The 24,891-nt window shown below is 33.4% G+C and carries 25 protein-coding genes; 12 read left to right on the forward strand and 13 right to left on the reverse strand.

Annotated elements, in window-relative coordinates:
- Positions 1 to 127 precede the first annotated feature (127 nt).
- The 5 genes from BM289_RS06980 to BM289_RS07000 all read right to left on the reverse strand — a co-directional run bounded on the left by BM289_RS06980 (position 128) and on the right by BM289_RS07000 (position 5,469).
- The gene (locus BM289_RS06980; protein WP_091491989.1) at positions 128 to 742 is read right to left on the reverse strand and encodes a tetratricopeptide repeat protein; all 615 of its coding nucleotides are present in this window, start codon (positions 740 to 742) and stop codon (positions 128 to 130) included.
- Between the two features lie 154 nt (positions 743 to 896).
- The gene (locus BM289_RS06985) at positions 897 to 1,289 is read right to left on the reverse strand and encodes an ACT domain-containing protein (protein ID WP_091491991.1); all 393 of its coding nucleotides are present in this window, start codon (positions 1,287 to 1,289) and stop codon (positions 897 to 899) included.
- A 6-nt stretch (positions 1,290 to 1,295) separates the two neighbouring features.
- On the reverse strand, positions 1,296 to 3,173 hold the full coding sequence (locus tag BM289_RS06990; protein WP_091491993.1) for a M1 family metallopeptidase: 1,878 nt from the start codon (positions 3,171 to 3,173) through the stop codon (positions 1,296 to 1,298).
- A 330-nt stretch (positions 3,174 to 3,503) separates the two neighbouring features.
- Positions 3,504 to 5,084, reverse strand: coding sequence for an NADP-dependent glyceraldehyde-3-phosphate dehydrogenase (locus tag BM289_RS06995; RefSeq protein WP_091491995.1), 1,581 nt, complete (start codon positions 5,082 to 5,084; stop codon positions 3,504 to 3,506).
- Positions 5,085 to 5,157: 73 nt separating this feature from the next.
- Positions 5,158 to 5,469, reverse strand: a complete 312-nt coding sequence (locus BM289_RS07000; RefSeq protein WP_091491996.1) for a rhodanese-like domain-containing protein — start codon at positions 5,467 to 5,469, stop codon at positions 5,158 to 5,160.
- A gap of 376 nt (positions 5,470 to 5,845) precedes the next feature.
- Here BM289_RS07000 and BM289_RS07005 point away from each other — a divergent pair, with 376 nt between their 5' ends.
- Together BM289_RS07005 and BM289_RS07010 are read left to right on the forward strand one after the other, a co-directional pair.
- Positions 5,846 to 6,472, forward strand: a complete 627-nt coding sequence (locus tag BM289_RS07005) for a Crp/Fnr family transcriptional regulator (protein WP_091491998.1) — start codon at positions 5,846 to 5,848, stop codon at positions 6,470 to 6,472.
- 267 nt (positions 6,473 to 6,739) lie between these two features.
- On the forward strand, positions 6,740 to 7,525 hold the full coding sequence (locus BM289_RS07010) for a sulfite exporter TauE/SafE family protein (RefSeq protein ID WP_091491999.1): 786 nt from the start codon (positions 6,740 to 6,742) through the stop codon (positions 7,523 to 7,525).
- A gap of 225 nt (positions 7,526 to 7,750) precedes the next feature.
- On the opposite strand, the gene BM289_RS07015 is transcribed toward BM289_RS07010, so the two are convergent.
- The 7 genes from BM289_RS07015 to BM289_RS07045 form a co-directional block, all read right to left on the reverse strand.
- Positions 7,751 to 8,206: a GNAT family N-acetyltransferase gene (locus BM289_RS07015; RefSeq protein WP_091492001.1), complete on the reverse strand. Its 456-nt coding sequence runs from the start codon at positions 8,204 to 8,206 to the stop codon at positions 7,751 to 7,753.
- Between the two features lie 91 nt (positions 8,207 to 8,297).
- Positions 8,298 to 8,699, reverse strand: coding sequence for a helix-turn-helix transcriptional regulator (locus BM289_RS07020; protein WP_091492002.1), 402 nt, complete (start codon positions 8,697 to 8,699; stop codon positions 8,298 to 8,300).
- Positions 8,700 to 8,933: 234 nt separating this feature from the next.
- Positions 8,934 to 9,338: a hypothetical protein gene (locus tag BM289_RS07025; RefSeq protein ID WP_091492004.1), complete on the reverse strand. Its 405-nt coding sequence runs from the start codon at positions 9,336 to 9,338 to the stop codon at positions 8,934 to 8,936.
- Between the two features lie 494 nt (positions 9,339 to 9,832).
- Positions 9,833 to 10,219 carry a hypothetical protein gene (locus BM289_RS07030; protein ID WP_091492006.1) on the reverse strand — a complete coding sequence of 129 codons (387 nt, stop codon included), beginning with the start codon at positions 10,217 to 10,219 and terminating at the stop codon, positions 9,833 to 9,835.
- 209 nt (positions 10,220 to 10,428) lie between these two features.
- Entirely contained in the window at positions 10,429 to 11,505 is a 1,077-nt protein-coding gene (cydB, locus tag BM289_RS07035; protein WP_091492008.1) for a cytochrome d ubiquinol oxidase subunit II, read from the reverse strand.
- A 2-nt stretch (positions 11,506 to 11,507) separates the two neighbouring features.
- On the reverse strand, positions 11,508 to 12,854 hold the full coding sequence (locus BM289_RS07040; RefSeq protein ID WP_091492009.1) for a cytochrome ubiquinol oxidase subunit I: 1,347 nt from the start codon (positions 12,852 to 12,854) through the stop codon (positions 11,508 to 11,510).
- 391 nt (positions 12,855 to 13,245) lie between these two features.
- Complete coding sequence (locus BM289_RS07045) at positions 13,246 to 13,836, reverse strand: HD domain-containing protein (RefSeq protein WP_091492321.1); 591 nt, start codon at positions 13,834 to 13,836, stop codon at positions 13,246 to 13,248.
- 203 nt (positions 13,837 to 14,039) lie between these two features.
- On the opposite strand from BM289_RS07045, the gene BM289_RS07050 reads away from it, so the two are divergent.
- The 7 genes from BM289_RS07050 to BM289_RS07080 all read left to right on the forward strand — a co-directional run bounded on the left by BM289_RS07050 (position 14,040) and on the right by BM289_RS07080 (position 20,497).
- The gene (locus BM289_RS07050; RefSeq protein ID WP_091492011.1) at positions 14,040 to 15,458 is read left to right on the forward strand and encodes an MBL fold metallo-hydrolase; all 1,419 of its coding nucleotides are present in this window, start codon (positions 14,040 to 14,042) and stop codon (positions 15,456 to 15,458) included.
- Between the two features lie 92 nt (positions 15,459 to 15,550).
- On the forward strand, positions 15,551 to 16,114 hold the full coding sequence (locus tag BM289_RS07055) for a YeeE/YedE family protein (protein WP_091492323.1): 564 nt from the start codon (positions 15,551 to 15,553) through the stop codon (positions 16,112 to 16,114).
- Positions 16,115 to 16,124: 10 nt separating this feature from the next.
- On the forward strand, positions 16,125 to 16,604 hold the full coding sequence (locus BM289_RS07060; RefSeq protein WP_091492012.1) for a DUF6691 family protein: 480 nt from the start codon (positions 16,125 to 16,127) through the stop codon (positions 16,602 to 16,604).
- 277 nt (positions 16,605 to 16,881) lie between these two features.
- A complete protein-coding gene (locus tag BM289_RS07065; protein WP_091492014.1) occupies positions 16,882 to 18,489 on the forward strand; it encodes a glycerol-3-phosphate dehydrogenase/oxidase in 1,608 nt (535 codons plus the stop codon).
- A 301-nt stretch (positions 18,490 to 18,790) separates the two neighbouring features.
- Entirely contained in the window at positions 18,791 to 19,249 is a 459-nt protein-coding gene (locus BM289_RS07070; RefSeq protein ID WP_091492016.1) for a MarR family winged helix-turn-helix transcriptional regulator, read from the forward strand.
- Between the two features lie 10 nt (positions 19,250 to 19,259).
- The gene (locus BM289_RS07075; protein WP_091492017.1) at positions 19,260 to 19,892 is read left to right on the forward strand and encodes an NAD(P)H-dependent oxidoreductase; all 633 of its coding nucleotides are present in this window, start codon (positions 19,260 to 19,262) and stop codon (positions 19,890 to 19,892) included.
- 38 nt (positions 19,893 to 19,930) lie between these two features.
- Positions 19,931 to 20,497 (forward strand): YceI family protein, encoded by a 567-nt coding sequence (locus tag BM289_RS07080; RefSeq protein WP_091492019.1) that lies wholly within the window; start codon positions 19,931 to 19,933, stop codon positions 20,495 to 20,497.
- 383 nt (positions 20,498 to 20,880) lie between these two features.
- Here the strand turns inward: BM289_RS07080 and BM289_RS07085 are convergent, their stop codons facing one another.
- The gene (locus BM289_RS07085) at positions 20,881 to 21,117 is read right to left on the reverse strand and encodes a hypothetical protein (protein ID WP_091492020.1); all 237 of its coding nucleotides are present in this window, start codon (positions 21,115 to 21,117) and stop codon (positions 20,881 to 20,883) included.
- A gap of 225 nt (positions 21,118 to 21,342) precedes the next feature.
- On the opposite strand from BM289_RS07085, the gene BM289_RS07090 reads away from it, so the two are divergent.
- The 3 genes from BM289_RS07090 to BM289_RS07100 all read left to right on the forward strand — a co-directional run bounded on the left by BM289_RS07090 (position 21,343) and on the right by BM289_RS07100 (position 24,834).
- Positions 21,343 to 22,623, forward strand: a complete 1,281-nt coding sequence (locus BM289_RS07090) for a hypothetical protein (RefSeq protein WP_091492022.1) — start codon at positions 21,343 to 21,345, stop codon at positions 22,621 to 22,623.
- Between the two features lie 300 nt (positions 22,624 to 22,923).
- Complete coding sequence (locus BM289_RS07095; RefSeq protein ID WP_091492024.1) at positions 22,924 to 24,324, forward strand: anthranilate synthase component I family protein; 1,401 nt, start codon at positions 22,924 to 22,926, stop codon at positions 24,322 to 24,324.
- Between the two features lie 69 nt (positions 24,325 to 24,393).
- Positions 24,394 to 24,834, forward strand: a complete 441-nt coding sequence (locus BM289_RS07100) for a hypothetical protein (protein WP_091492025.1) — start codon at positions 24,394 to 24,396, stop codon at positions 24,832 to 24,834.
- The last annotated feature ends 57 nt before the right edge of the window (positions 24,835 to 24,891 follow it).

Here is a 24,891-nt window from a genome sequence, read left to right on the forward strand (position 1 = left end):
TATAAAAAAAGAGGCTGTCTCAAAAGTAAAATCAAGCTGTTGAGAATCGCGTAAATGGAAAATTTCTCCGATAGGTACCCAAATAAAAAAGAGGTTGTCTCGACTTTTGAGACAGCCTCCTTTTTTATTAAAACTTAGTGTAATAACTTTCTTCGTTATCGTTTTTTATTTTTTCGATTCCATCTTCTGTTTTAACTGCTACATTGATTACATGAAGCACATCTGCTTTTTCATTAAGACTGCAGTTCCAAATAGTACCATCAGAAAGGATAATCTCAGAAAACAATGATACCGTATTATTGGCATCATTATAAATTAAATCTTCTGTTTTTAAAAGCTTCTTAGCTTTCGTTTTTTTATCTACTTCGTAAAACAAAATCTGATTTTCTTTAATTTCAATCAGTTCTTCAACTACTGATTGGTTTTCAGTCTCTGCAGTTGTACTTGCCCAAACCGGCTGGCTTCCAGACCTTTTCCAGGTACCAACTGCTTGATCCAAGATTTCTTTTCGCAGTACTTCACGCAAAGTATCTACTTTTTTTATTGCTTCCTGAGCAATTTCGTTTTCAGGTTTAATTTTAGCCGCTAAAGAGAATAAATCTATAGCTTTAACAAAATCAGCTTTTTTGTAGTAGGAAATAGCTAATTCATACTTGCTTTTTTGAAATGCAGTCTTTTGGTCATTTTGTCCAAAAAATTGAAGGCTAATCAAAAAAACAATTAGGGGGAATGTTTTTTTCATTATAATGGGGGATTGATTTGTTGCTCTGCAAACCTAATTTTTTTGAATAAAGTTTCCTACTTTTTTCATGTATTTTTAAACTATTTAAAATGAATCAAAATAAAAAGAGAACCTAAAACATTAGATTCTCTTTTTATTTTATTGAACTTTGTTATTAATTCGAAAATGAATTCAAGACTTCAATCGCTTTTTTTGCATCTTTTTCATTTACAAAAATATGATCGTGATAATAAGCTGCCACGACATTACAACTGATTCCATTATCCGAAAGTGCTTTCGAAAACGCGGCTGTTAAACCCACAGCTTCTAACGACGAATGTACTGTAAGCGTTATCCAAGCCATTAGAACGGAATACTCTAATTGCAATAAATCAGCAGTTTCTTTTTTTAGTATTAAAGTAATTGCTTCTTTTTCCCTGAAAAACATTTCTACAATATCTAGATTAATGTTTCCCAAATTTTCTACCTGACAAAAAACATAATTTCCTGCATTCAATTCAGGTTTCATGCTTTTTAGTAATTGTTTTAAATCTTTTTCTCCAGACATTTTTAATTATTTCACCATTAGGCTATTATTTTTAGGAGTTGCATCCATAAAAATACCACCGTCAAGTTCTACTTGTTTAATTTTCTTTGTGTTTTTCAACACAATTTTAGCCATTTTTTGATTCTTTTCCCAAATTGCAGGCGTTTGATGTAAAGTTACTTTTGAATTATCTGCATAAGTAATTATAACATCAAAAGGAATCGCAAAACCACCAATATTCTCTACTGTAATAACTTTATTATCAGCAGAAACACTTTTAACTGCAATATCTAAATAATGGTTTGTAAAGAACCAATTATTGAAAAACCAATTTAGGTTCTTTCCTGTTGAGGTATTGAAAGAATTAAAATAATCCCATGGAATTGGATGTTTTCCGTTCCAAGTATCCATGTAATCGTGCAATGCTTTTTTGAACAATTCATCGCCTAACATGTCTTTTAAAGCCAGATAAGACAAAGAAGCTTTTCCGTATGAATTATTTCCATAACCCGCTCCAGAAACCTGCGTAGACATTGAGATAATCGGCTGATCTTCTTCTGTAGAGCGATCGTTGATATATCCTTTTACTCTAAAATTTTTATAAAATGCATCTGCAGCTTCTTTTCCATGCTCATCAATTCCGATTAAATATTCAAAAGTAGTTGCCCATCCTTCATCCATAAAAGCATAACGCGTTTCATTAATTCCCATATAAAAAGGAAAATAAGTATGTGCAACTTCATGATCTTGTACCAATTGTGCAAATTTTGCATCTCCCATCTGCGAATCATTACACATCATTGGATATTCCATATCTGCAAAACCTTGAAAAGCCGTCATTTTAGAAAAAGGGTACGGAACTCCAGGCCAATTATTAGAAAACCAATCTAAAGCGAATTGATTATTCTTTACCGAATTTACAAAATCAGTTCCATTAACATCATAAGCTGCTTGTACACTTGCGCGACGATTTGTTTTCTTATCGACAACCACACTGCTTGCATCCCACAAATAATGATCACTTAAACCAAATGTAACATCAGTAATATTTTTCGCTTCAAACTTCCAAACATTCCAATCGTATTGTTTCGTCACAATACCGCTTTTCATTTCTTGTTCGTTTGCGATATGCAAGATTTCATCTGTTGTATAAGACTTTTTCAAACGAGCTGCAAATTCCGGCTGTAAAACCTCGTCTGGATTTACTAAATCCCCCGTCGCATAAACAATATAATTTTTAGGTGCTTTTACAGAGAAAACATAATCATTAAAATCATTATAAAACTCCTGACGATCTGTATGCGGCAACATATCCCAGCCATTATAATCATCATAAACCGAAACTCGCGGATAACTATAGGCAACAAAAAAAGTAGTTTCGTCTATTTGACCTTCTCTGCCACTTTCTTTAGACAACGGATAACTCCATTGGATATTTATGATGGTTTTTGAGTTCGGTAAAATTGCTTTTTTCAATTTTACAGTTCCAACTGTCCCCCATTTTCTGGCATTTTCTTTATAAACCTCGTTCTCTATTTTTAGTAATGAGATAGTTAATCCATCACTTAAAAAATCATCACTTACACTGCTTCCTCTAGGCGAGGATGGTTTATGAAGATTGTTCACAAATCGGATGGCCAAACTTCTTAAAGTGTCTTTACTGTTGTTTTCGTAGATAATGGTTTCTGTTCCACTTACAATTTTCGTTGCAGGATCAACAGCAATTTCCATATTATATTTTCCGTGGTTCTGCCAGTAGTTAGTTCCAGGTTTTCCGTCTTTAGAACGTGTTCCGTTTAGGTAAGCCTGTTTTATATTTCTTGGCATATAAAGTTCCTGAGCAAAGGTATTTTGGGTAAAAAAAACAAATGCTACTACTGCAAAATGCAATATTCTCTTTTCCATAAGTTATTCTTAGGTCTTTTAAATTAATTTTTGATAACAAATTAGTGGATTTCTTTCGACTATTGTTACAAAGCATTGCAAATTTAATTATTAATTGTGAATTGTTATGAGGTTGGTGGTTTGTAGTTTATTGTTTATTGTTTGTTGTTTATTGTTTGTTGTTTGTTGTTCGTTGTGGTTAGAGCTAACACTTCTAACTTCTAACTTCTAACTTTTAACAAGAAAACTTAGAATCTTAGCATCTTAGTATCTCAGCATCTTAAAAAATAAAAAACCGTCTGCCACTAAAGCGACAAACGGTATCTACAAATTAATATATAACCTTGATGACTACAAAATATAATCGGTATTAATAAAATTCGATTCTTTGCTGTTCAGCAATTCCTGCAGAATCTCATTATTATAATCGATATCTTTTGAAGCTACAAACGTACGGATTGAGAAAGAACGCAAAGCATCTGGAATGCTCAAAGTTCCCACAGCCGAATCTTTACGTCCTGTAAAAGGGAACGCGTCTGGTCCTCTTTGGCAAGAACTATTTAAGTTTACTCTGCAAACTAAGTTTACCAAAGCATCAATAAGTGGTGCAAGTGTCTTAATATCTTTACCAAACAAACTTACCTGCTGACCGTAATTTGATTCAGCCATATCTTTCAATGGTTCTTTAATGTCTTTGAACGAAAGAACTGGAACTACCGGTCCAAATTGTTCTTCGTGATACACTCGCATTTCCTTGTTTACCGGATATAAAACGGCTGGAAAAATATAATTATCAGTATGTTTTCCTCCTTTTTCATTAATGATTTTTGCTCCTTTACCAGTTGCATCATCAATTAATCCTTGAATATAACTTGGTTTTTCTGATTCCGGAAGCGGAGTTAAAGAAACTCCTTTATCCCATGGATTTCCAAAAACTAAGCTATCTACTTTTTCAGCAAAACGTTTGTTGAATTCTTCTCTAATAGATTCATGAACATATAATACTTTCAAAGCCGTACAACGCTGTCCATTAAAAGACAAACTTCCGGTAATACATTCCTGAATAGCTAAATCTAAGTCGGCATCTGGTAAAATGATTGCTGGATTTTTAGCTTCAAGCCCTAAAATCAAACGCAATCTATTTTTATTTGGATGCTGGTCTTGTAAAGCAATAGCCGATTTACTGTTTCCAATTAATGCCAAAACATCAATTTTTCCAGATTTCATGATTGGAGAAGCCACTTCACGTCCTCTACCGTAAACAATGTTGATTACACCTTTTGGAAAACTGCTTCTGAAAGCTTCCAATAATGGTGAAATACATAAAACACCATGTTTAGCAGGCTTGAAGATTACAGTATTTCCCATAATCAAAGCTGGAATCAACAATGAAAAAGTTTCGTTTAAAGGATAATTATATGGTCCAAGACATAATACAACTCCAAGAGGTCCACGACGAATCATAGCGTTTACGCCCTGTACTTTTTCAAAATGCGAGCTGCGTCCGTTTAATTCTTTATAGCTGGCAATAGTATCGTAAATATATTCTACTGTTCTGTCGAATTCTTTCTGCGAATCTCCTAATGATTTCCCAATTTCCCACATCAAGTATTTTACTACTTCTTCGCGGGTTTCTTTCATTTGTTTCACAAAATTCTCCATGCTTTTAATACGATCGGCAACTTTCATAGTCGGCCATAAACCTTGCCCCATATCATAAGCATTCGTTGCAGCTTCAACTACTTCTGCTGCTTCTTTTTCTCCCATAAAAGGAATCGATCCTAATAAAGTCGGCGAATATTTTTCTGTTGAAGAAATAGTAGAAAACACAGGTGTGGTTTGCCCTGTCCATTGTTTCAATTCTCCATTTACAAGATAAGTATCTTGATTTATCAGCGTATTAATCTGATATTCTTCTGGTATAAAACTCATAATTTGGTTATTTAATGGTCTGGTAATTCTATAATCAAAAGAAAAAAGAGGCTTTTTTATGCCTCTTCTTCTTTTATGGTTGTACTGTTTCGCCTTCCCAATCCAGGATTCCGCCAAGCAGATTGTAGGCATTTTGTATACCCAATTCGTTCATAATCTGGCATGCTTTTGCACTTCTAGCCCCAGAACGACAGTATACATAATAATTTTTATTTTTATCTAATTCTTCAATTTCGTAAATGAACCCCTGCCCTTTATTGATATCAATGTTTAAAGCATTCTCAATGTAGCCGTCATTAAATTCGTCTTCAGTTCTTACGTCAAGTATAACTGCATTTTCGTCAGCTTCTAACTGAGCAACCCAATCTTCTTGTGATAAATTCATAATAAAATGTGTTTTTGTAAAATTACGACGTTTCTATTTATAAAAAACGTACCAAATGCGATTTCGATTATTATTCTCAGAAAACGTTTTAGAGAAAGTATTATAATCAGTGATTTACAAATTTAGTTACTATTTTTAAAAATTCAGTCTACAAAATCGGTAGAAAATAGGATTTTTTCATTTTCATAAAATACATCTAAATTCTAGTTTCTTGACAATTAATACCAAATCAAACTATTATCTTTGTAACAAATTATAATTTTCAATCTCTTTTTGATAAAATTTAAGTCGTAAAAAATCACATCTGTCAGTTCGAGCGGAGTCGAGAACTCTATACATCTCGACTCCGCTCGATGTGACAAAACTATTTATAACAATGCAAAATTCATTAAAAACCATCTTTCCTAATTTCTCCAACGAACTTATTGCTACTATTGAAGAAAATGGAAGTCTTCAGGATTTTGAGGCCGGAACTATTTTGATGCGTACAGGGCAATACATCAAGAATACGGCATTAATTACCAAAGGTAAAATCAAAATTTATCGTCAGGGTGAAGATGGCGGCGAATTTTTATTGTATTATTTACAACCAGGCCAAGCTTGCGCAATTTCAATGATCTGCACGGCAAAAAGCGAAAAAAGCCAAATTATGGCCAAAGTGGTTGAAGATGTTTCGGTAATGATGATTCCACTGCAATCTATGGATAAATGGATGATGGAGCATCGAAGCTGGTACGAATTTGTCATTGAAACCTACAGAAGCCGTTTTGAAGAAGTTTTGGAAGTAGTCGATAATATTGCTTTCCGTTCTATGGACGAACGTTTAGAGTTTTATTTAAAAAGACACTCAGATGCCTGTGGCTGTTCTGAAGTTAATCTTTCACATCAAGAAATCGCAACCGAATTGAATACTTCTCGAGAAGTTGTTTCCAGATTACTCAAAAAAATGGAACAACGCGGTCTGGTAAAACTCAACCGAAACCAGATTGAATTATTAAAGTAAAAGTTTTTTTTTCCACAGATTAAAAGGATTATTATGATTTCTTTTTATTAAGAATAGAAAATCCATCTAATCCTTTTAATCTGTGGCTAAAATATTTCCTGGTGTCAGGCTGAGCGAAGTCGAAGCCCAGAAAGGATTTCGACTTCGCTCAATGTGACACAATAATTTGTGAAAATTTGTAAAATTCGTGGCTAAAAAAATCCTTCTGTGATAAATGTTACTGTGGGATTCTAATTTCCGAGGCAACTTTGCATTAAAATAAATGCAATGGAATATTTTGGCTTTTTTGCTTCAATCATAATCGGAATCACACTTGGCTTAATAGGCGGAGGCGGATCGATTTTGACTATTCCAATTTTAGTTTATTTATTTAAGGTCAATCCAGACCAGGCTACTTCTTACTCTTTGTTTATTGTGGGATTAACGGCTTTATTTGGCAGTTACAGCCATTATAAAATGGGGAATCTAAAACTGAAGTCGGCTTTGTATTTTGCAGTTCCTTCGGTGGTTTCTATTCTGATTATACGTGAAGTAATTTTTCCGCAGATTGCCAAAACCTTATTTTGTGTAGCATCCTATACAGTTTCAAAAGATTTTCTGATTATGGTAATCTTTTCTGTCTTAATGATTACTGCAGCAATTTCGATGATCAAAAAAAATCAGCCCGAAATAAAATCGGCAGAAACCAACTATCTACAATTAAGTATTATTGGATTTCTAGTTGGAATTGTAACTGGTTTTCTTGGTGCTGGAGGCGGATTCTTAATTATTCCAGCTTTGCTTTTTTTTGCCAATTTACCTATGAAACAAGCTGTTGGAACCTCGTTATTGATTATTACGATTAATTCCTCAATAGGTTTTGCCGGCGATTTGTACATTGGCACACCTATCAATTATACTTTTCTTTTAAGTGTATCAGCAATGGCTTTAATCGGAATGTTTATTGGCAGTCAGCTTTCTAAAAAAATAGATGGCTCAAAATTAAAACCGCTTTTTGGGTGGTTTGTACTTGTAATGGGATTTTACATCATTACAAAAGAAGTCTTGTTCTAAAGTTATACGAAGATCCAGCAGATCAGCGTAGTTTTTTTTATATTTTGAATTTAGTTTTACTTGTAGAGTAATCTTTGTCAAAGCCTAAGCTTTGACAAAGATGAAACTAAAAAAATCCGTTTATCCACGAAGATAAACGGATTTTTTTTGACATGAGTTTTATATTAATACAAATGTTGTTTTAAACAAATAAAATAATCAATATTAACCGATACCGTTTCTGTGTTATTTTTCTGTTCTCCACCAGTGATAATAATTGTGAAGTCCATCGTATTCAAATCCACAACGAGGATACAATTGATTTCCTATAACATTTGTTTTTTCTGTTTCCAACATTAACCCACATGCTCCGGTTTCTTCACACCATAGTTTACTGCGATCAATTAATGCAACAGACAACCCTTTACTACGATATTCCGGATGAACAAAAAGATCACTTAACAACCATTGCTTTTGCAATTTTGTGTAATGAAAAAGTTTGTAGAGCTGCACAAATCCAACCGCTTTTTGATCTGCAATTGCTAAAAAAATATCCGATTCATTATTTAATAACCGATCTTTAAGAAATGCTTTCCCTTTTTCTACATTCGATTCCTGACGATAAAAAACACGATAAAGGTTAAAAAGTTCTGCTACTTCATTGAGATCTTCAATACTTGCTTTTTTGATTTTGTAATCCATTGCTTTAAATGTTTAGTTAAAAAGCGAATGTATTACAAAGAAGAAACTCCCCTACAGTCCAGTTTGCAAAAAACAAGCTCGTCCAGCAATTTTATATCTCCCCAAATTTTATTTTATAACGTTGAAGTTCATTCTCTGTTCTATTTAAGAGCTTTTCTAATAATTGAATTTTATCTTCGTAAAGCTCCTTTAATACTGATGAATTATCAGCATTTATTAAAATACTCCCGTTGTTGTTTCCTGTTATTTTACTATTGTTGTTATTATTAAAATTGCTGAAGTACTTATCGTATTCAAAACTAATAATATCTTCTACTGTAACATCTAAAATCTTTCCTATGTCAACCAGTTTTTCATAACTCAAAGAAGTTTTTCCCTTTTCAATTTTGCTGTAACCTGCCTGGGTCACACCTAATCTTTCTGCCATGTATTCTTGAGTATAATTCTTTAACTCTCTAATGTTTCTGATTTTGTTTTTAATTGTTGCGGCCATAATTTTTCTGATTTGGGGTCATGTATAGTTAAAACAGCCAGCCGTTAAAAATAGTAACGACATAACTATACTTATTTTTGGGTATTCTAAAGCTACTACATTCTAAGTAATTTATATAGTAGAAATTGGTTAATTTTTTCTTTTGGTAATAAAGTAACCGTACATAAAAGCTGCCATTATGAAAACAAAATCATAAAGTGCAATCTTAAATACAAACATTTTTGAATTATCTTATTACGCAGTTCTTCCTATGCTTCTTTCAAACTGAAGACCTAAATATCGATCTATCTGTTTACCAATTAAAACACGATCTTCGGAAGCAATTTTTGTTCTTATTTCCTTCCTGTAAATATCTTTTACAAAAATAAAATACTCGAACTCATTCTTATTTTTAAATCTTGCCGCTATAATAAGCGTATAACATAAAAGTGCTGGGATAATATAATATAGATCCATTAAGTTGGAAAAAATCATACAATAATAAGCAGCTGCAGTTACAACAATGAAAGCACCATTTTCCAGCAAATACTTTTTCTTTTTTTTGAGTAATCTAAGCTCTCTTATTTCGTCAAATTCGTACTGCCATTTTTTTGAGTTGTAATCAAATTTAATCTTGTCGGGTAAAATTTTTAAGGGCATAATTCTAGGTAGGTAAAAAATAAATTTAAGTTTTTTTGGAAATCACTTTTCTAAGAATTCTAGGGGAAAAAATTCTTAGATACGCAATATTAAGCAATAACTTCTTTTTTTTCTTACGCCGTAACTTATAGAATATAACTATTAGTTGTAATTAAATCTTTAATTGATGATTATGCTTATAAAATGGGCTTAATTAGGACATTATATTTTGAAATTCTGTCAAAAATCAAAATAAAATTCTGTTTATTTCCAGAAAACAAACAGATTCCTCATTTATTGTTATTTTAGTATTCTTTTAGCCGTTTTTGTAAATATTTTGTTTTATTAAATATCGATCAAAATGATTTACATTTTTTGGGCGTTTCCTTCGGCCGGGCTATCCGCTAAATTCCCGATTAACAAAAACTACGGCTAAAAAGCCTTGTTTTTCTAAATCGGGAGATACCGCTCCTATCCCTAACGCATATTTGGGTAAAACCACGTTTCAATCTATTTTATTTTCTCCAAGAATCCATTATCTCTTTATTATCCAAAATAAATTTTTCTTTATTTCTATAAACCGTAATAATTGTTTCTCCTTTTTTCTTTATCAGTGAATCTCCAATATTAATTTGTGCCCAAAACTGACCAAAAAGAGCAACTTTAGTTTTATCTTTAAAATATATCACTGAAGCGTTATGATTGAATTTATCAAAACCTTTATCAATTACTAATCCATCAAAACTTTCCTCTTTAATGTTTTTGAGTGAATTATCAATTCTTTTCTTATCAGTATCAATGAGAAAGGTTTTAATAAAAAGAAAAACTGCAAAAATACCAACTCCAATATTCAAAGCTTTTTTTACTTGTATATTTGAAAACTCAAAATCTTCTTTTCCCATATATAGTACTAGTTTCAATTCCCTCTTAACTTTACTAGAAAGTAAACAAATCTATACAAATAAAAGCCCTTAACCAAACCTTATAATTTTGGCTAAAGCCAAATCATTGAACTAAAAAAAACCTCCAGTTAAAACTGGAGGCAATTCATTTTATTTTTAATTCAAATAATAATTGGTGAAAATTTGTGCAATTTGTGGCAAACAAAAACTTAATGTTCTCCATATCCAATATCATCCATTTTTCCGCTGAAAACGCGATATTGAATTATGAAATAAATAATTACCAAAAATAGTGCTATAAAAAACCAACTCAATCCAGCATTTAATCCATATTCATGTGCAGCAGTATTATAAATTGTCAACGACGGATTTACTTTATTGGTTGAAGGCAGTACATTTGGAAAAATCGAAACAGCTGTCGAAGCAAATCCTCCAACTAAAAAGAACGTCGAGAATAAAAACCCATGACCATCTTTTTTAAAGGAACGCACTTTAAACAGACCTAAAATCCCAACAAAAGTCAATAACGGAAAAAACCAAAGAATCGGGTTTTCAACGAAATTATGAAACGGTTTTGGTTCAATAAAATGCCAAATCTGAAGCGAGATACAAACTAAGACCAGCAAAACAATATTCAACGCAAAAACAACTTTTTTCAATTTCGGATTTAAAGCAGAATTCGTTTTATAAATAATCCAGTTTGCACCGTGAATCGTCAAAGCCACAACACTTACAACACCGAGAAAAAGCGTAAACCAGTCAATAATTCCCAGTTCATTTGCCTGCGGACTAAAAGTTGGATTCCATAAAGGCAGAAAGAAATAATGCGCTTCCTGCGTTGAAACTCCGTTTTGCACCATTCCAAGATTTACACCGCGAACGATATTTCCCAATGCAATTCCAAAGAACAAAGCCAAAAGCAAACTCGCAAGTCCGAACGCTTTATCCCAAATACTTTCCCACATATGATTATGTACCTGACCGCGCATCTCCAATCCGATGGCTCGAAAAATCAAAAGCCATAAAATCATAATCAACGGAAGGTAAAATCCGCTGAAAGAAGAGGCATATAATGTCGGAAAAGCAAAAAACAAAACACCTCCCGCTGCAATTAACCAAACTTCATTGGCATCCCAAAACGGACCAATTGCATTCGTAATTGCTTTTTTATCCTTTTCTGTATCAGCAAAAAATAAATGAATAATTCCTGCACCAAAATCATAACCGTCTAAAACCAGATAAACGGCCAAAATTCCCATTAAAACTACGTACCAAAAAAATTCCATACTTATATTTTTTCTGTTGAAAGTTCCACATGATGTGGTCCTTTATTGATAATTTTTCCAACTAAAAGTAAAAACAGCATTCCGAGTAAAAGATATAATCCTATAAAGCCAAGTAAGGTAAACAATGTATTTCCCGAAGAAACTGTTGGCGAAGCGCCTGCTGCTGTTCGTAATAAATTATAAACTAACCAAGGCTGTCTTCCTAATTCGGCCGTGTACCAGCCTGTTGTATTGGCAATATACGGAAACGGCATCATGAACATTAACGACCACAAAATCCATTTGGTCTCGAATAATTTCCCTCTTATTAATTGAAAAAGAGAAATCACCATCAGTCCAATAAAAACCGTTCCCAGACCCACCATTATATGATAAGCATAATATAGTCCGGAAATATTGGTTGGATGCAAATCTTCTTCAAACTGATCTAAACCTTGTATTTCCTGATCCCAGTTTCCGTAAGTCAGGAAACTTAGAATGTTTGGAACTGCAATTTTATTATCCAGTTTTTTATCTTTCACATCGGGCTGACCAATTAAGACAATTTCAGAACCTTTCTTTTCGGTATGAAAAATTCCTTCCATTGCTGCAAAAGTTACAGGCTGGTATTTTACAACATTTTTTGCCGCTAAATCTCCTGTTGGAACTGCTACAACAATACTCGAAATCAATCCGAAGATTACTCCGGTTTTCAAGAATAATTTCCCAAAAGAAACATTCTTTTTACTTAAAATATAGAAGGCACCAATTCCGGCGACAACAAAAGAACTTGTTACCAAAGAAGCGGCCTGATTATGTAAATAAGAAGGCCAAAGCCACGGATTTAAAAATAAAGCCTGAAAGTTATTCAGCACAAATTTTCCGTTTTCCAAAATTTCATATCCAACCGGATTTTGCATCCACGAATGCGTTGCTATAATTAAGAATCCGCTGGCCCAGGAACCAATCATGATTAATAATCCGGTTACAAAATGCCATTTATGTCCAAGCAGTTTTTCTCCAAATAAAAACAAACCTAAAAATGACGATTCGAGAAAGAAAGAAAACATTCCTTCCATTGCCAGTGTCTGACCAATGATTCCGCCTGTTAATTCGGAGAATTTTGCCCAGTTGGTTCCAAACTGAAATTCCATCGGAATTCCGGTTACAACGCCCATTGCAAAATTAAGAGCGAAGATTTTCATCCAGAAATGGGTGGCGTGATTGTATTGTTCGTCTTTAGTTTTAAGAAATTTCCATTTGAAGTAAACAATGATCAACGAAAGACCCATTGTAAGCTGCGGAAAAAGGTAGTGAAAAGTAATGGTGAATGCGAATTGCATTCGATCATAAAAGAGCATTTCTTCCATAAGTGGTAATTTGTTTATGAAGTTCCACAAATTTAACCATTACAACCCGAATTAACGCCCTTTAAAAAAAGTTTATCGCTTGATATTTGTTAAACTTTTCAACAATTTAAAGAGTAGAAATGAAACTTGTCATTTTTTGAGTTACATACAGTTTGTCATTTCGACCGAAGGGAGAAATCACACTAGAAACTCGACAAAGATTGGAGATATACGTTGTGGAATTCCGCGTGTGATTTCTCCCTTCGGTCGAAATAACAATATTGTGTGTAGATTTACGTGCTTAAACTTAACCCGTGGTTTCAACCACGGGAAATGTATGGTGATATAGATTGTGTTCCTGCGGTTGAAACCGCAGGCTATGTTTAATTTTTAATAATGTGGTTAATATTGATTATTTTTCTAAAATCCCTTTTTCAACGCTTTCATTAATCAAACCTTCGGCATAATTCCACAACGATGCTGAACCATTTTTAATGACGCTCTTTTTCTCATAAACTTTATCATAGGTTACTCCAAACTCTTTCCATGTTCCGCCGTTGTTAGAAGTATTCTGCAATAAAGGCTCTAATCTATCCATAGATCTGGCAAATTTGGCTTCGTTGGTTTCTCCAGCTTCAAATTCTTCCCAGATCGCAATTAATTCTTCGGCTTGATTTTTCGGCAGTAAACCAAAAATCCTATTGGCAGCTAATCTTTCTTCATCTGTATTATCGTGACTTTTTGTAGTATCATAAATAAAAACATCACCTGCGTCAATTTCTACGATATCGTGTATCAAAACCATTTTTACGACTTTCAAAACATCAATTGGCGCATTGGAATGTTCAGCCAGAACAATCGCCATCAAAGCTAAATGCCAGCTATGTTCTGCATCATTTTCGCATCGGTCACTGTTGAACAATTTTGTTTTTCGCTGAATGTATTTTACTTTATCAATCTCTTTTATAAAAGCAATTTGATCTAATAAGTCTTTTGTGTTCATTTTATTTTTGTTTTGAAATGACATTCGTCATATGCAAAATTAAAGCTTAAAGCGTAATTGCTCAACTTTAAATCACTTTATATAACTCCTATGGCAAAATCCACATCATTTTTTTTCAGAAATCAAATTTCTGTAACATTAGTCACCTATTTTAATGGAAAACAAAGTTATCTTTGTACCCCACATATTTTAGATTTCATATCATGAAAATAGAACAAATTTACACCGGATGTTTAGCACAAGGTGCTTATTATATTACCTCAGATGGTGAAGCTGCTATAATTGATCCTCTTAGAGAAACGCAACCTTATTTAGATCGTTTGGAGAGAGACAATGTAAAATTGAAATACATTTTTGAAACCCATTTTCACGCCGATTTCGTCTCTGGACATGTTGATTTAAGCAAAGAAACAGGCGCTCCAATTGTTTACGGACCAAACGCTGCCTGCGAATTTGACTGCATTTCTGCAAAAGACGGGCAAGAATTTAAAATCGGAAAAGTAACTATCAAAGTTTTACATACTCCGGGTCACACTATGGAGAGTACAACATTTTTACTTGTTGACGAAAACGGAAAAGATCACGCCATTTTCTCAGGCGATACTTTATTTATCGGAGATGTCGGGCGTCCGGATTTAGCGCAGAAAGCAGCTGGAATGACGCAAGATCAATTGGCAGGGATTTTATTTCATTCTTTAAGAGATAAAATCATGACACTTGCTGACGATGTTATCGTTTATCCTGCACACGGTGCCGGAAGTGCCTGCGGAAAAAATATGAGTAAAGAAACTGTTTCGACTATCGGAAACCAAAAAGCAACTAACTATGCTTTACGAGCCAATATGACAGAAGCTGAGTTTATTCAGGAAGTAACAGATGGTTTATTACCTCCTCCAGCCTACTTCAGCATGAACGTAGCCATGAACAAAGGCGGATACGAAAGTTTTGAAACTGTTTTACATAACGGAATGAAAGCTATTAACGTAAAAGAATTTGAAGCAGTTGCAGAAGAAACCGGCGCTTTAATTTTAGATACAAGAAGTGCAGCCGATTTCCACAAAGGTTTTATTCCACAATCTATTAATATTGGAATCAATGGTGATTTTGCACCGTGGGTTGGAACTTTAATTGCCGATGTAAAACAGCCAATTATTTTGGTTACAACCGTTGGAATGGAAGAAGAAACTGTTACTCGTTTGAGCCGTGTTGGTTTTGATACCATCATTGGACATTTAGAAGGCGGTTTCAAAGCATGGCAAAAAGCAGGTTTTGAAATTGATACCATTAACCGAATCACGGCAGAACAATTTGCAAACGAAGTGAATCTTGAAACGGACAAAATTGTTGACATTCGCAAAGAAACTGAATATGCTGCAGAACATATTGAAGATGCCTACAGTAAACCTTTAGCTTATATTAATGACTGGGTAAAAGATATTAACCCGAATGAGCATTTTTATCTGCACTGTGCAGGCGGATACAGAAGTATGATTGCTGCTTCGATTTTACAAGCACGCGGTTTCAGAAATTTCTCTGAAGTGGAAGGCGGTTTTGGAGCAATTTCAAAAACTAATCTTCCAAAATCAGATTTTGTTTGCCAAAGTAAAACATTAAACGCATAATTTTAAGGTACAGAGATCCAAAGGTGCAAAGCGACAAAGTTTTTCCCTTTGAACCTCTGCCCCTTTGAACCTTTGAACCTAAAAAAATGAGTATATTAGAAATCATTAAAGAACCTTGGCCTTGGTATGTTGCGGGTCCGTTGATTGGATTAACCGTTCCTATTTTATTAATTATTGGAAATAAATCTTTTGGGATTAGTTCGTCACTTCGTCATATTTGTGCGGCTTGTATTCCGGCAAATATCTCCTTCTTTAAATACGACTGGAAAAAAGAAAGCTGGAATTTATTCTTTGTTTTAGGAATTTTCTTTGGTGGCGTTATTGCAGCTTATTTACTTTCTAATCCAAATCCAGTTGAAATTGCTCCAGAACTTTCAGCACAATTAGCAGGTTACGGAATCACCGAACATACTGGCTTAGTTCCTGCTCAACTCTTTTCTTGGGAAAGTTTATTGACACTTCGCGGATTCATTATGATGGTTGTGGGCGGATTTCTAGTTGGTTTCGGAACACGTTACGCAGGTGGATGTACGAGCGGACATGCGATTATGGGACTTTCAAATTTACAATGGCCATCTTTAGTCGCTACAATCTGTTTTATGATTGGCGGTTTTATAATGTCACTTTTGATTTTACCTTATATTCTTTCACTTTAAAATTTCAAAAATGAGCAATCTAGAAAATAAAAATACAGACAGCGAAGGAATCAACGCAAGCCATAAAAAAGAAACTGCATTTGCAAATCTTAAATATTTAATCGTCGGCATCTTTTTCGGAATTGTATTCGTAAAAGCCGAAATCATCAGCTGGTTCCGTATTCAGGAAATGTTTCACTTCCAGTCGTTTCATATGTATGGCGTAATTGGATGCGCTGTTGTAGTTGGCTTAATATCGGTGCAATTGATTAAAAAATTCAACATCAAAACTCTTAATGGCGAGAAAATCGAAATCCAGCCAAAGACTTTCAGTAAAGGACAAATTTATGGTGGTCTGATGTTTGGTTTCGGATGGGCAATTACGGGAGCTTGTCCAGGGCCACTTTTCGCTCAAATTGGAACTGGAGCAACGGTTATTGTGGTTACTTTAGTAAGTGCGATTGCAGGAACTTGGGTTTATGGATTGATTAAGGATAAACTTCCTCATTAAAATTTGTTTCAAGCTTGAAGTTGATTTAACCGCAAAGCTCGCAAAGATATACGCAAGGTTCGCAAAGTTTATTTATAAAGCTTTGCGAACTTTGCGCTTTATAAAAGTCTTGTTTATAAAAAACCTTGCGAACTTTGCGGTTAAATTTCTCAACGTTAATCAACTTGAAACATTAAACCTGAAACAAATAAAACCAAAAACTTTTCTTCATCCATTTTTAATTTCCTTTTGTTAAGTTTGTTTAAAACAAATAAGTCCCATAAAAGCAGCGTAAAACATGAACCGTTCAGAACAGTTATCCAGATTACAGAATACCGAAAATTGGGACGTAATAATTATTGGTGGTGGAGCAAGCGGACTTGGAACTGCCATTGATGCAGCAAGCCGAGGTTATAAAACCATTTTATTAGAAGCCGTAGATTTTGCCAAAGGGACTTCCAGCAGAAGTACTAAATTAGTTCACGGTGGCGTGCGTTATCTCGAACAAGGAAATGTGCATTTGGTAAGAGAAGCATTAAAAGAAAGAGGATTAATGGCACAAAATGCTGGACATTTAGTCAAAAATCAATCTTTTGTAATTCCGAATTACAATTGGTGGAGCGGTTACTTTTATACCATCGGATTAAAAATCTACGATTTATTATCAGGTTGTTTGAGTTTGGGTAGTTCAAAGTACATTTCAAAAAAGAAAACTATTGAAATGCTCCCAAATGTAGAAGAAAACGGATTGGTAAATGGTGTTATTTATCATGACGGCCAGTTTGATGATTCTCGTCTGGCGGTTAATCTTGCCCAGACAGCTGTTGAAAATGGAGCTTGTGTTTTAAACTATACAAAAGTTGTCAATTTATTAAAAGACAACAACAATCAGGTAATTGGTGTTGAGGTAACCGATCAGGAAACTGGAATTACTTATAGTCTAAAAGCTTCTACTGTAATAAATGCAACAGGAGTTTTTACCAATGCTATAATGAAGTTAAACGACACCGTTTACAAAAAATATATTGTTCCAAGTCAGGGAATTCATTTGGTATTTGATAAATCTTTTTTACCTAGTGAACATGCCTTAATGATTCCGAAAACCAAAGACGGAAGAGTTTTATTTGCTGTTCCATGGCATAATCGCATTGTAGTTGGAACTACTGATACTTTAATCAAAAAGCAAAGCTTGGAGCCTATTGCATTAGAAAGCGAAATCCAATTTGTTTTGGAAACCGCCCAGCGCTTCTTAGCAAAAAAACCAACAAGAGCTGATGTGCTTTCCGTTTTTGCTGGATTACGTCCGTTGGCAGCACCAAAAGAAGAGGGGAAAAGTACAAAAGAAGTTTCGAGAAGTCATAAGATTATTGTTTCTGAAACTGGCTTAATAACCATTACCGGTGGAAAATGGACAACCTACAGAAAAATGGCAGAAGAAATAATCGATAAAGCTATTTTAAAAGGAAAGCTTCCTAAAAAATCTTGCGTGACAGAACATTTAGCTATTCACGGAAACAAAACGACTAATAATCTTGATCGTGAAAATCACTTATATATATACGGTAGCGATATTTCAGAAATACTGCAACTACAAGAAAACGAACCTGAATTAAAAGAAAAACTACATCCAAATCACGAATTCACGATTGCCGAAGTCGTTTGGGCTGTACGTTACGAAATGGCGAGAACAGTCGATGATGTTTTGGCAAGACGTGTTCGATTGTTGTTTTTAGATGCTAGAGCAGCAATTCAATCTGCTGAAAAGACAGCACGAATTATGGCTAAAGAATTGAATCGAGATGAAAATTGGATCAGTAAAGAAATTGAAGATTTCAATGAAATTTCCAAAGGTTTTCTCCTTTCAGAGTTCAGAAGCAACTCAAAAATAGATTTTCAAACGCTTTAAACGTTCAAAATAAACTAAAAAAGCATAAGTCGTTTCTGCCATTAACAGCATTTCTATTTTGCAGTATCAAATTCAGTAAAATTTATTCGCAAGGGTTCAAGACTAAGATTATTTATAATTTAAAAAACTAAAAATCAACACTTTATTTCAAAAAATAGAATTAATTTCATTCTGATTTTCAATCCAATAAGCTCTTTGAATTCTTACATGTTTTAATAATTAACAAATTTTTAACACGACACTTGTATATACAAATATCAAAAGTTCTACATTTGTATATACAAATTATACACTTACGACTATGACAATTGAAGAGGTTATTAAGAGTACGGTTAAGATGGATAATGCGAAAAAAGTTATTCTGAATATCATGTACACACAAAATGTCGTTCAGGATCATTTCAACGAGTTAATTAAACCGTATGATTTATCTGGAGAGCAATACAATGTGTTACGTATATTAAGAGGGCAAAAAGGGAAACCAGCCAATATGTGCGTAATACAAGAACGAATGCTTGCTAAAACAAGCAACACAACAAGATTGGTAGACAAATTATTGTTAAAAGAATTTGTAACCCGAAATGTCTGTCCAGATAATCGAAGAAAAATAGAAGTTTTGATTACTCAGAAAGGATTAGATGTTTTAAAAGAATTAGATCCAAAAGTAGACGAACACGAAAAAGCGTTTGCTGACAATCTAAAACCAGAAGAATTACTTTTCTTAAATCAGTTATTAGAAAAATTTAGAACCAACAAATAAAATTACTATTATGAGCAATATCGTAGAAAATCTAAATTGGAGATATGCAACAAAACAATTTGATGCAACAAAAAAAATCTCTGATACAGATCTAAGCACTTTAAAAGAAGCCGTTAGATTAAGTGCTTCTTCATACGGATTACAACCATACAAAGTTATTATCGTTGAAAATCCAGCGTTAAGAGAAGAATTAAAAGCGGCAGCTTGGGGACAAACTCAAATTACAGATGCTTCTCACCTATTTATTTTTGCAAATGACTTAAACCTTGACACTGCATCTGTAGACAAATACATCAGCAATATTAGCGAAACCAGAGGCGTACCAGTTGATGCTTTAGGTGGATTCAGCGACATGATGAAAGGTGTAATCACCAATTTATCTGCTGAGGCAAAACATATCTGGACTGCAAAACAAACTTATTTAGCCTTAGGAAACTTATTAAATGCTGCTGCAGAATTAAAAATTGATGCTACTCCTATGGAAGGTTTCAATGCTGCTAAATTCAACGAAATTTTAGGTTTCGACAAATTAGGTTTAAATGCATCAGTAATCGCAACAGTAGGTTACAGACATGATGAAGATACTACACAACACTATAAAAAAGTTAGAAAATCAAACGAAGAATTATTTATCACACTATAATTATTTATTAATCCAAATTCAATTTTAATTTTAAAAACATGAAAAATTTAAAAACAATTGCAATAGCATTATTCGTAGCAGCAGCTGGAATCTCAGTAAACGCTCAAACAAAAAAAATCGACGTTAAAGCATCTACTATCAAATGGGTAGGTAAAAAAGTAACTGGAGAACACTCTGGAACTGTAAACTTCAAAGAAGGAGCTGTAGTTTTCAAAGGAAAAAAATTAGCAGGTGGTAGCTTTACAGTTGATATGACTTCATTAACTTCAACTGATTTAACTGGAGAATACCAAGGAAAATTAAACGGGCACTTAAAAGCTGACGATTTCTTCGGAACTGATAAATTCCCAACTGCAAAATTAGTTTTCAAAACTATCAGTTCAAAATCTACTGATGTTTACGCTGTAACTGCTGATTTAACTATCAAAGGAATCACTAAACCGGTAACTTTTGACATCACTGTAAAAGGAAACACTGCTACAACTGCTTTCAAAGTTGACAGAACTAAATACGATATTAAATATGGTTCAGGTAGTTTCTTCGACGGTTTAGGAGACAAAACTATCAATGACGAGTTCGAATTAGCTGTAGCTTTAAAATTCTAATTTTTAAGACTTACTAGTTCAAAAAAATACAAAACCCCGACAGTTTAAAATTGTCGGGGTTTATTTTTTTATTTTGTTCTCTTCATATTTATAGGATTTTGACGAGTATCAAAGACATCCAAAATTAGACTGCGTTTTTTTCTAAATTAATCCAGTAAATTATTTTATAATTTTTGAAAATTAAATAACGTATTTCTCTTGAATAATTAAGTAAAAGTTCTTCTTTTTGACCAATTTCAGACTGTGTTTCTAACTTAAGTGTTTCTTTTGTAATCCTAAAATCCCAACTACAAGATTCTTTGCTAAATTTAAACTAGCTGTCCTTTTATAGTAATCAAAAATACTCTTCAATTCTGCCTTAGCAAAATCAGTCCAAACAATTCTTAGCGCCATTTCTCAATTTCGGCAATTAAATCATTTGCATCCGTTACTCGCCCATTTACAGAATCTTCAACAGAACTATCAATTCTTTTTTGAAAATCAGATATTGACATTGGTTCTAATGAGGAGTCAATTTTATTTTCTTTTTTTAATAATTTTTCGAACTGAGAAATTGCTTTCTCACTTTCCAATTTCAGAAAGTCTCTAATAAAATTTACTTTTCTAGTATCTAAGTCCATCACTTTCTATTTTTATCAAAGTTACAAATTATCTCTAAATGAAAATTTACTGGTTTCAATTTTAATATAATTTGGTATAAGTCGATTTGAATTTCTTTTCAAAAACATAACGTTCTTAATATTAAAATAACGCTTTCGTAATAAGCTTCGGGACTTTGATTAACATACGGCTTCTAATTTTGGGACAATTAAAAAAATCAAAAACTAGAAATTAAAATCATAGTTATGAAAACAAAATTACGCATTGCTTCTATCACATTCATTATCAGCCTTTTCGCACACGCACAGCAACAGCCAAAAGGAATTACAGGAAATACAAACTGGATGAACAACTGGACTAGTTTTAGGCCTGCTGTTAATGACTACAGCGAAGCTACTAATATCATAGCTGGAACTATCGATAAAGATACCAGATTAGTAAAACGTAATGTCTACCATTTAGTTGGCGTTGTGTATGTTACCAATAACGCTACTTTAACAATAGAACCCGGAACCGTAATCCGTGGAGATGATAAAACCTGCGGTACTCTTGTAATTACAAACGGAGCAAAAATTATTGCTGAAGGTTTGGAAACCGACCCCATTATCTTCACTTCAGAAAATGAAATAAACAATAGAAAACCAGGTGACTGGGGCGGAATTATTGTTTTAGGAAAAGCGCCTATTAATACTTTAGGAGGTGTTCATACGTTACCTTTTGATCTGGAGCCGACTTTAAATCATTACGGAGGTCAGGATCCGGAAGATAATTCAGGGATTTTAAAATATGTGCGAATTGAATATGCGGGTAGAAAATTAAGCGCTTCTAAAGAACTTAACGGACTTTCTCTTGCAGGTGTCGGAAGAAAAACCATCGTAAGTAATATCCAGATTAGTTTTTCAAATGATGATTCTTTTGAGTGTTATGGAGGAGATTTAAATCTTAGCAACCTTATCTCATTTAGAACAACAGATGATGATTTTGATTTTACACAAGGTGCTCAAATTAACATTAGTAATAGTATTGCGATTCGTCATCCATTTTCTTCAGACATTTCAGGTTCAAGATGTTTTGAAGTTGACTCTTATGAGAAAATTGCCAATACGGATATGACGAAAAAAATGACCAAAATAAATGCCAGCAATATCACTTTGGTCAATCTGGAAGAAAACAATCAAGGTTTGGTAAGGGAATCTGCTTACATCAGAGAAAACACCTTTTTCAACCTGACCAATAGTGTAGTTTCAGGTTTTGCTCCTTTTGTTTTACTTGAAGGTGCAATTGGAAATGGAGAAGCAAATCTTTCTAAAATTAGCTTTAAAAATGTGATTGCCAACAACTGCAAAGGCGAAATTGAAAGTGAATCTGCAAGTAACAATACAGGGATAAAAAACTATTATGGTAACCCTCAATACGATATCCAATTCACAAAAGTAAAGCTAAACGAACTATTTTATCTTCCAAATATAAAAGCAAATCCAGATTTTAGATTAAATGTAAACAATACGCTGGCTATTGGAAATTAAGGAGTTGTAATGCATCAGCTAAATAAAATTTAACAAATTTTGAAATTTTGAAAAGATTTTTTTGAAATTTTATGTACGCTATTTAAAATTACATTTATATATTTGTCACATCAAAATAAAGAAATGAGAACAATTTTAAACAATACTTGGTGGTGGAGCAATTTACGTCAGACGTCGTGAACAAAGCTTCCTATGGTATTGTAAGAAAACTATAAATATAAAAGGCTTGTCATCACGACAAGCCTTTTTTTTTGGTCATAATTTAAATTAAAAACGAACACAATTAAAAAACTACATACATTGAAACCTTTTATCCTTAATACCAATTACAAGCAAATTCTGGCAGACACTGTTACGCCGGTTAGTATTTACTTTAAAATCAGAGATAAATTTCCTAATAGTTTATTACTGGAAAGTAGTGATTACCACGGAAATGACAACAGTTTCTCTTATATCTGCTGTAATCCAATTGCTACTATCAAAATCGAAAGCGAGGTTATCTCGAAAACTTTTCCTGACGGAACTTCAGAGAAAATCAATATCGATTCTTCAACAAATATTCCACAGGTAATTCAGGAATTTTCAGGTCAGTTTAAATCGGAGAAAAATGATTTCAAATTCATTAACAACGGTTTATTCGGATACATTTCTTACGATGCCGTTCGTTATTTCGAAAAAGTTTCAATTGCAAAAAAAGACAATGCAACTTCAATTCCAGATGTTTTTTACGCTGTTTACCAAAACATTATTGCGATAAACCATTTCAAAAATGAAGCTTATATTTTCTGCCACAGTGTAGATGGAAAAAATAACATTGCAGAAATCGAACAATTGTTACAATCCAGAAATATAGCTTCTTATAAATTTTCTAAAGAAGGCGAAGGTTTTTCTAATTTAACCGATGAGGAATTTAAAGAAAATGTGGCTTTAGCCAAAAAACACTGCTACAGAGGTGATGTATTTCAATTAGTATTATCACGTCGTTTTACGCAGGGATTTAAAGGTGACGAATTCAATGTTTACAGAGCTTTAAGAAGCATTAATCCTTCTCCGTATTTGTTCTTTTTTGATTATGGTGATTTTAAAATCTTTGGTTCTTCTCCGGAAGCACAAATTATTGTAAAAGACAGAAAAGCCGAAATTCATCCAATTGCGGGAACTTTTAAAAGAACAGGAGATGATGAACGTGATGCCCTTTTAGCCAAAGAACTTTCTGAAGATAAAAAAGAAAACAGCGAACATGTAATGTTGGTTGATTTGGCAAGAAATGATTTAAGCCGAAATGGTCATGATGTTAATGTAGAAAAATACAGAGAAGTTCAGTTTTTCTCTCACGTAATTCACTTAGTTTCAAAAGTAACAGGACATTTACATGACAAAGCGACAACTATGCAGGTTGTAGCAGATACTTTTCCTGCGGGAACATTAAGCGGAGCTCCGAAACACAGAGCCATGCAGTTAATTGAAGATTGCGAAAAAACAAACCGTAACTTCTACGGAGGTGCAATTGGTGTAATGGATTTTGATGGAAATTTTAACCACGCCATTATGATTCGAACTTTCCTTTCTAAAAATCATCAATTACATTGTCAGGCGGGCGCCGGAATTGTAGCAAGCTCAGATGAAGAAAGCGAAATGCAGGAAGTTTACAATAAATTAAGAGCCTTGAATACAGCGCTGGAAATGGCAGAGAAAATTTAGTAGTCAGTGTTCAGTTTTTAGTGTTCAGTCATAAAACTTGAAACAATTAACAAACAAACCATAAAAACCATGAGAAAAGCAATTTCAATTTTAGTTTTAATCATTACAATTTTATCTTGTAATTCTGAAAAGAAAAATCCGATTGAGGGAACCTGGCGTCTTATATCAGCTGAAACTACTGAGAAAGATTCGACTTTTTCTACTTTCAATAAAAACACCAAAATGATTAAGATTATAAATGATTCTCACTTTGCTTTTCTAAATCATGATTTGAAAAACGGGAAAGATTCAACAACAGCATTATATTTTGCAGGAGGCGGAAAATATACTTTGAAAGACAGTATTTATACCGAAAATCTAGAATATTTTAATAATCGCAACTGGGAAAACAACAAGTTTGAATTTGTAGTAAAAGTTCAGAACGATACCTTAATTCAAAAAGGAATAGAAAAAATAGAAAAATTAGGCGTAGATCATATTATTATTGAGAAATACGTTCGAGAAAAATAAAATTTAGTTGCCAGTCTCAGTCTCAGTTTTCAGTAAAAAACTTAGTATCTCAGAACC

This window comes from Flavobacterium phragmitis (assembly GCF_900112575.1).
Lineage (GTDB): Bacteria > Bacteroidota > Bacteroidia > Flavobacteriales > Flavobacteriaceae > Flavobacterium > Flavobacterium phragmitis.

Bases quoted from the DNA above. Each gene is read 5' to 3' on its own strand.
- BM289_RS06980 (WP_091491989.1), bottom strand. From the start codon at position 742: ATGAAAAAAACATTCCCCCTAATTGTTTTTTTGATTAGCCTTCAATTT.
- BM289_RS06985 (WP_091491991.1), bottom strand. From the start codon at position 1,289: ATGTCTGGAGAAAAAGATTTAAAACAATTACTAAAAAGCATGAAACCT.
- BM289_RS06990 (WP_091491993.1), bottom strand. From the start codon at position 3,173: ATGGAAAAGAGAATATTGCATTTTGCAGTAGTAGCATTTGTTTTTTTT.
- BM289_RS06995 (WP_091491995.1), bottom strand. From the start codon at position 5,084: ATGAGTTTTATACCAGAAGAATATCAGATTAATACGCTGATAAATCAA.
- BM289_RS07000 (WP_091491996.1), bottom strand. From the start codon at position 5,469: ATGAATTTATCACAAGAAGATTGGGTTGCTCAGTTAGAAGCTGACGAA.
- BM289_RS07005 (WP_091491998.1), top strand. From the start codon at position 5,846: ATGCAAAATTCATTAAAAACCATCTTTCCTAATTTCTCCAACGAACTT.
- BM289_RS07010 (WP_091491999.1), top strand. From the start codon at position 6,740: ATGGAATATTTTGGCTTTTTTGCTTCAATCATAATCGGAATCACACTT.
- BM289_RS07015 (WP_091492001.1), bottom strand. From the start codon at position 8,206: ATGGATTACAAAATCAAAAAAGCAAGTATTGAAGATCTCAATGAAGTA.
- BM289_RS07020 (WP_091492002.1), bottom strand. From the start codon at position 8,699: ATGGCCGCAACAATTAAAAACAAAATCAGAAACATTAGAGAGTTAAAG.
- BM289_RS07025 (WP_091492004.1), bottom strand. From the start codon at position 9,338: ATGCCCTTAAAAATTTTACCCGACAAGATTAAATTTGATTACAACTCA.
- BM289_RS07030 (WP_091492006.1), bottom strand. From the start codon at position 10,219: ATGGGAAAAGAAGATTTTGAGTTTTCAAATATACAAGTAAAAAAAGCT.
- cydB (WP_091492008.1), bottom strand. From the start codon at position 11,505: ATGGAATTTTTTTGGTACGTAGTTTTAATGGGAATTTTGGCCGTTTAT.
- BM289_RS07040 (WP_091492009.1), bottom strand. From the start codon at position 12,854: ATGGAAGAAATGCTCTTTTATGATCGAATGCAATTCGCATTCACCATT.
- BM289_RS07045 (WP_091492321.1), bottom strand. From the start codon at position 13,836: ATGAACACAAAAGACTTATTAGATCAAATTGCTTTTATAAAAGAGATT.
- BM289_RS07050 (WP_091492011.1), top strand. From the start codon at position 14,040: ATGAAAATAGAACAAATTTACACCGGATGTTTAGCACAAGGTGCTTAT.
- BM289_RS07060 (WP_091492012.1), top strand. From the start codon at position 16,125: ATGAGCAATCTAGAAAATAAAAATACAGACAGCGAAGGAATCAACGCA.
- BM289_RS07065 (WP_091492014.1), top strand. From the start codon at position 16,882: ATGAACCGTTCAGAACAGTTATCCAGATTACAGAATACCGAAAATTGG.
- BM289_RS07070 (WP_091492016.1), top strand. From the start codon at position 18,791: ATGACAATTGAAGAGGTTATTAAGAGTACGGTTAAGATGGATAATGCG.
- BM289_RS07075 (WP_091492017.1), top strand. From the start codon at position 19,260: ATGAGCAATATCGTAGAAAATCTAAATTGGAGATATGCAACAAAACAA.
- BM289_RS07080 (WP_091492019.1), top strand. From the start codon at position 19,931: ATGAAAAATTTAAAAACAATTGCAATAGCATTATTCGTAGCAGCAGCT.
- BM289_RS07085 (WP_091492020.1), bottom strand. From the start codon at position 21,117: ATGGACTTAGATACTAGAAAAGTAAATTTTATTAGAGACTTTCTGAAA.
- BM289_RS07090 (WP_091492022.1), top strand. From the start codon at position 21,343: ATGAAAACAAAATTACGCATTGCTTCTATCACATTCATTATCAGCCTT.
- BM289_RS07100 (WP_091492025.1), top strand. From the start codon at position 24,394: ATGAGAAAAGCAATTTCAATTTTAGTTTTAATCATTACAATTTTATCT.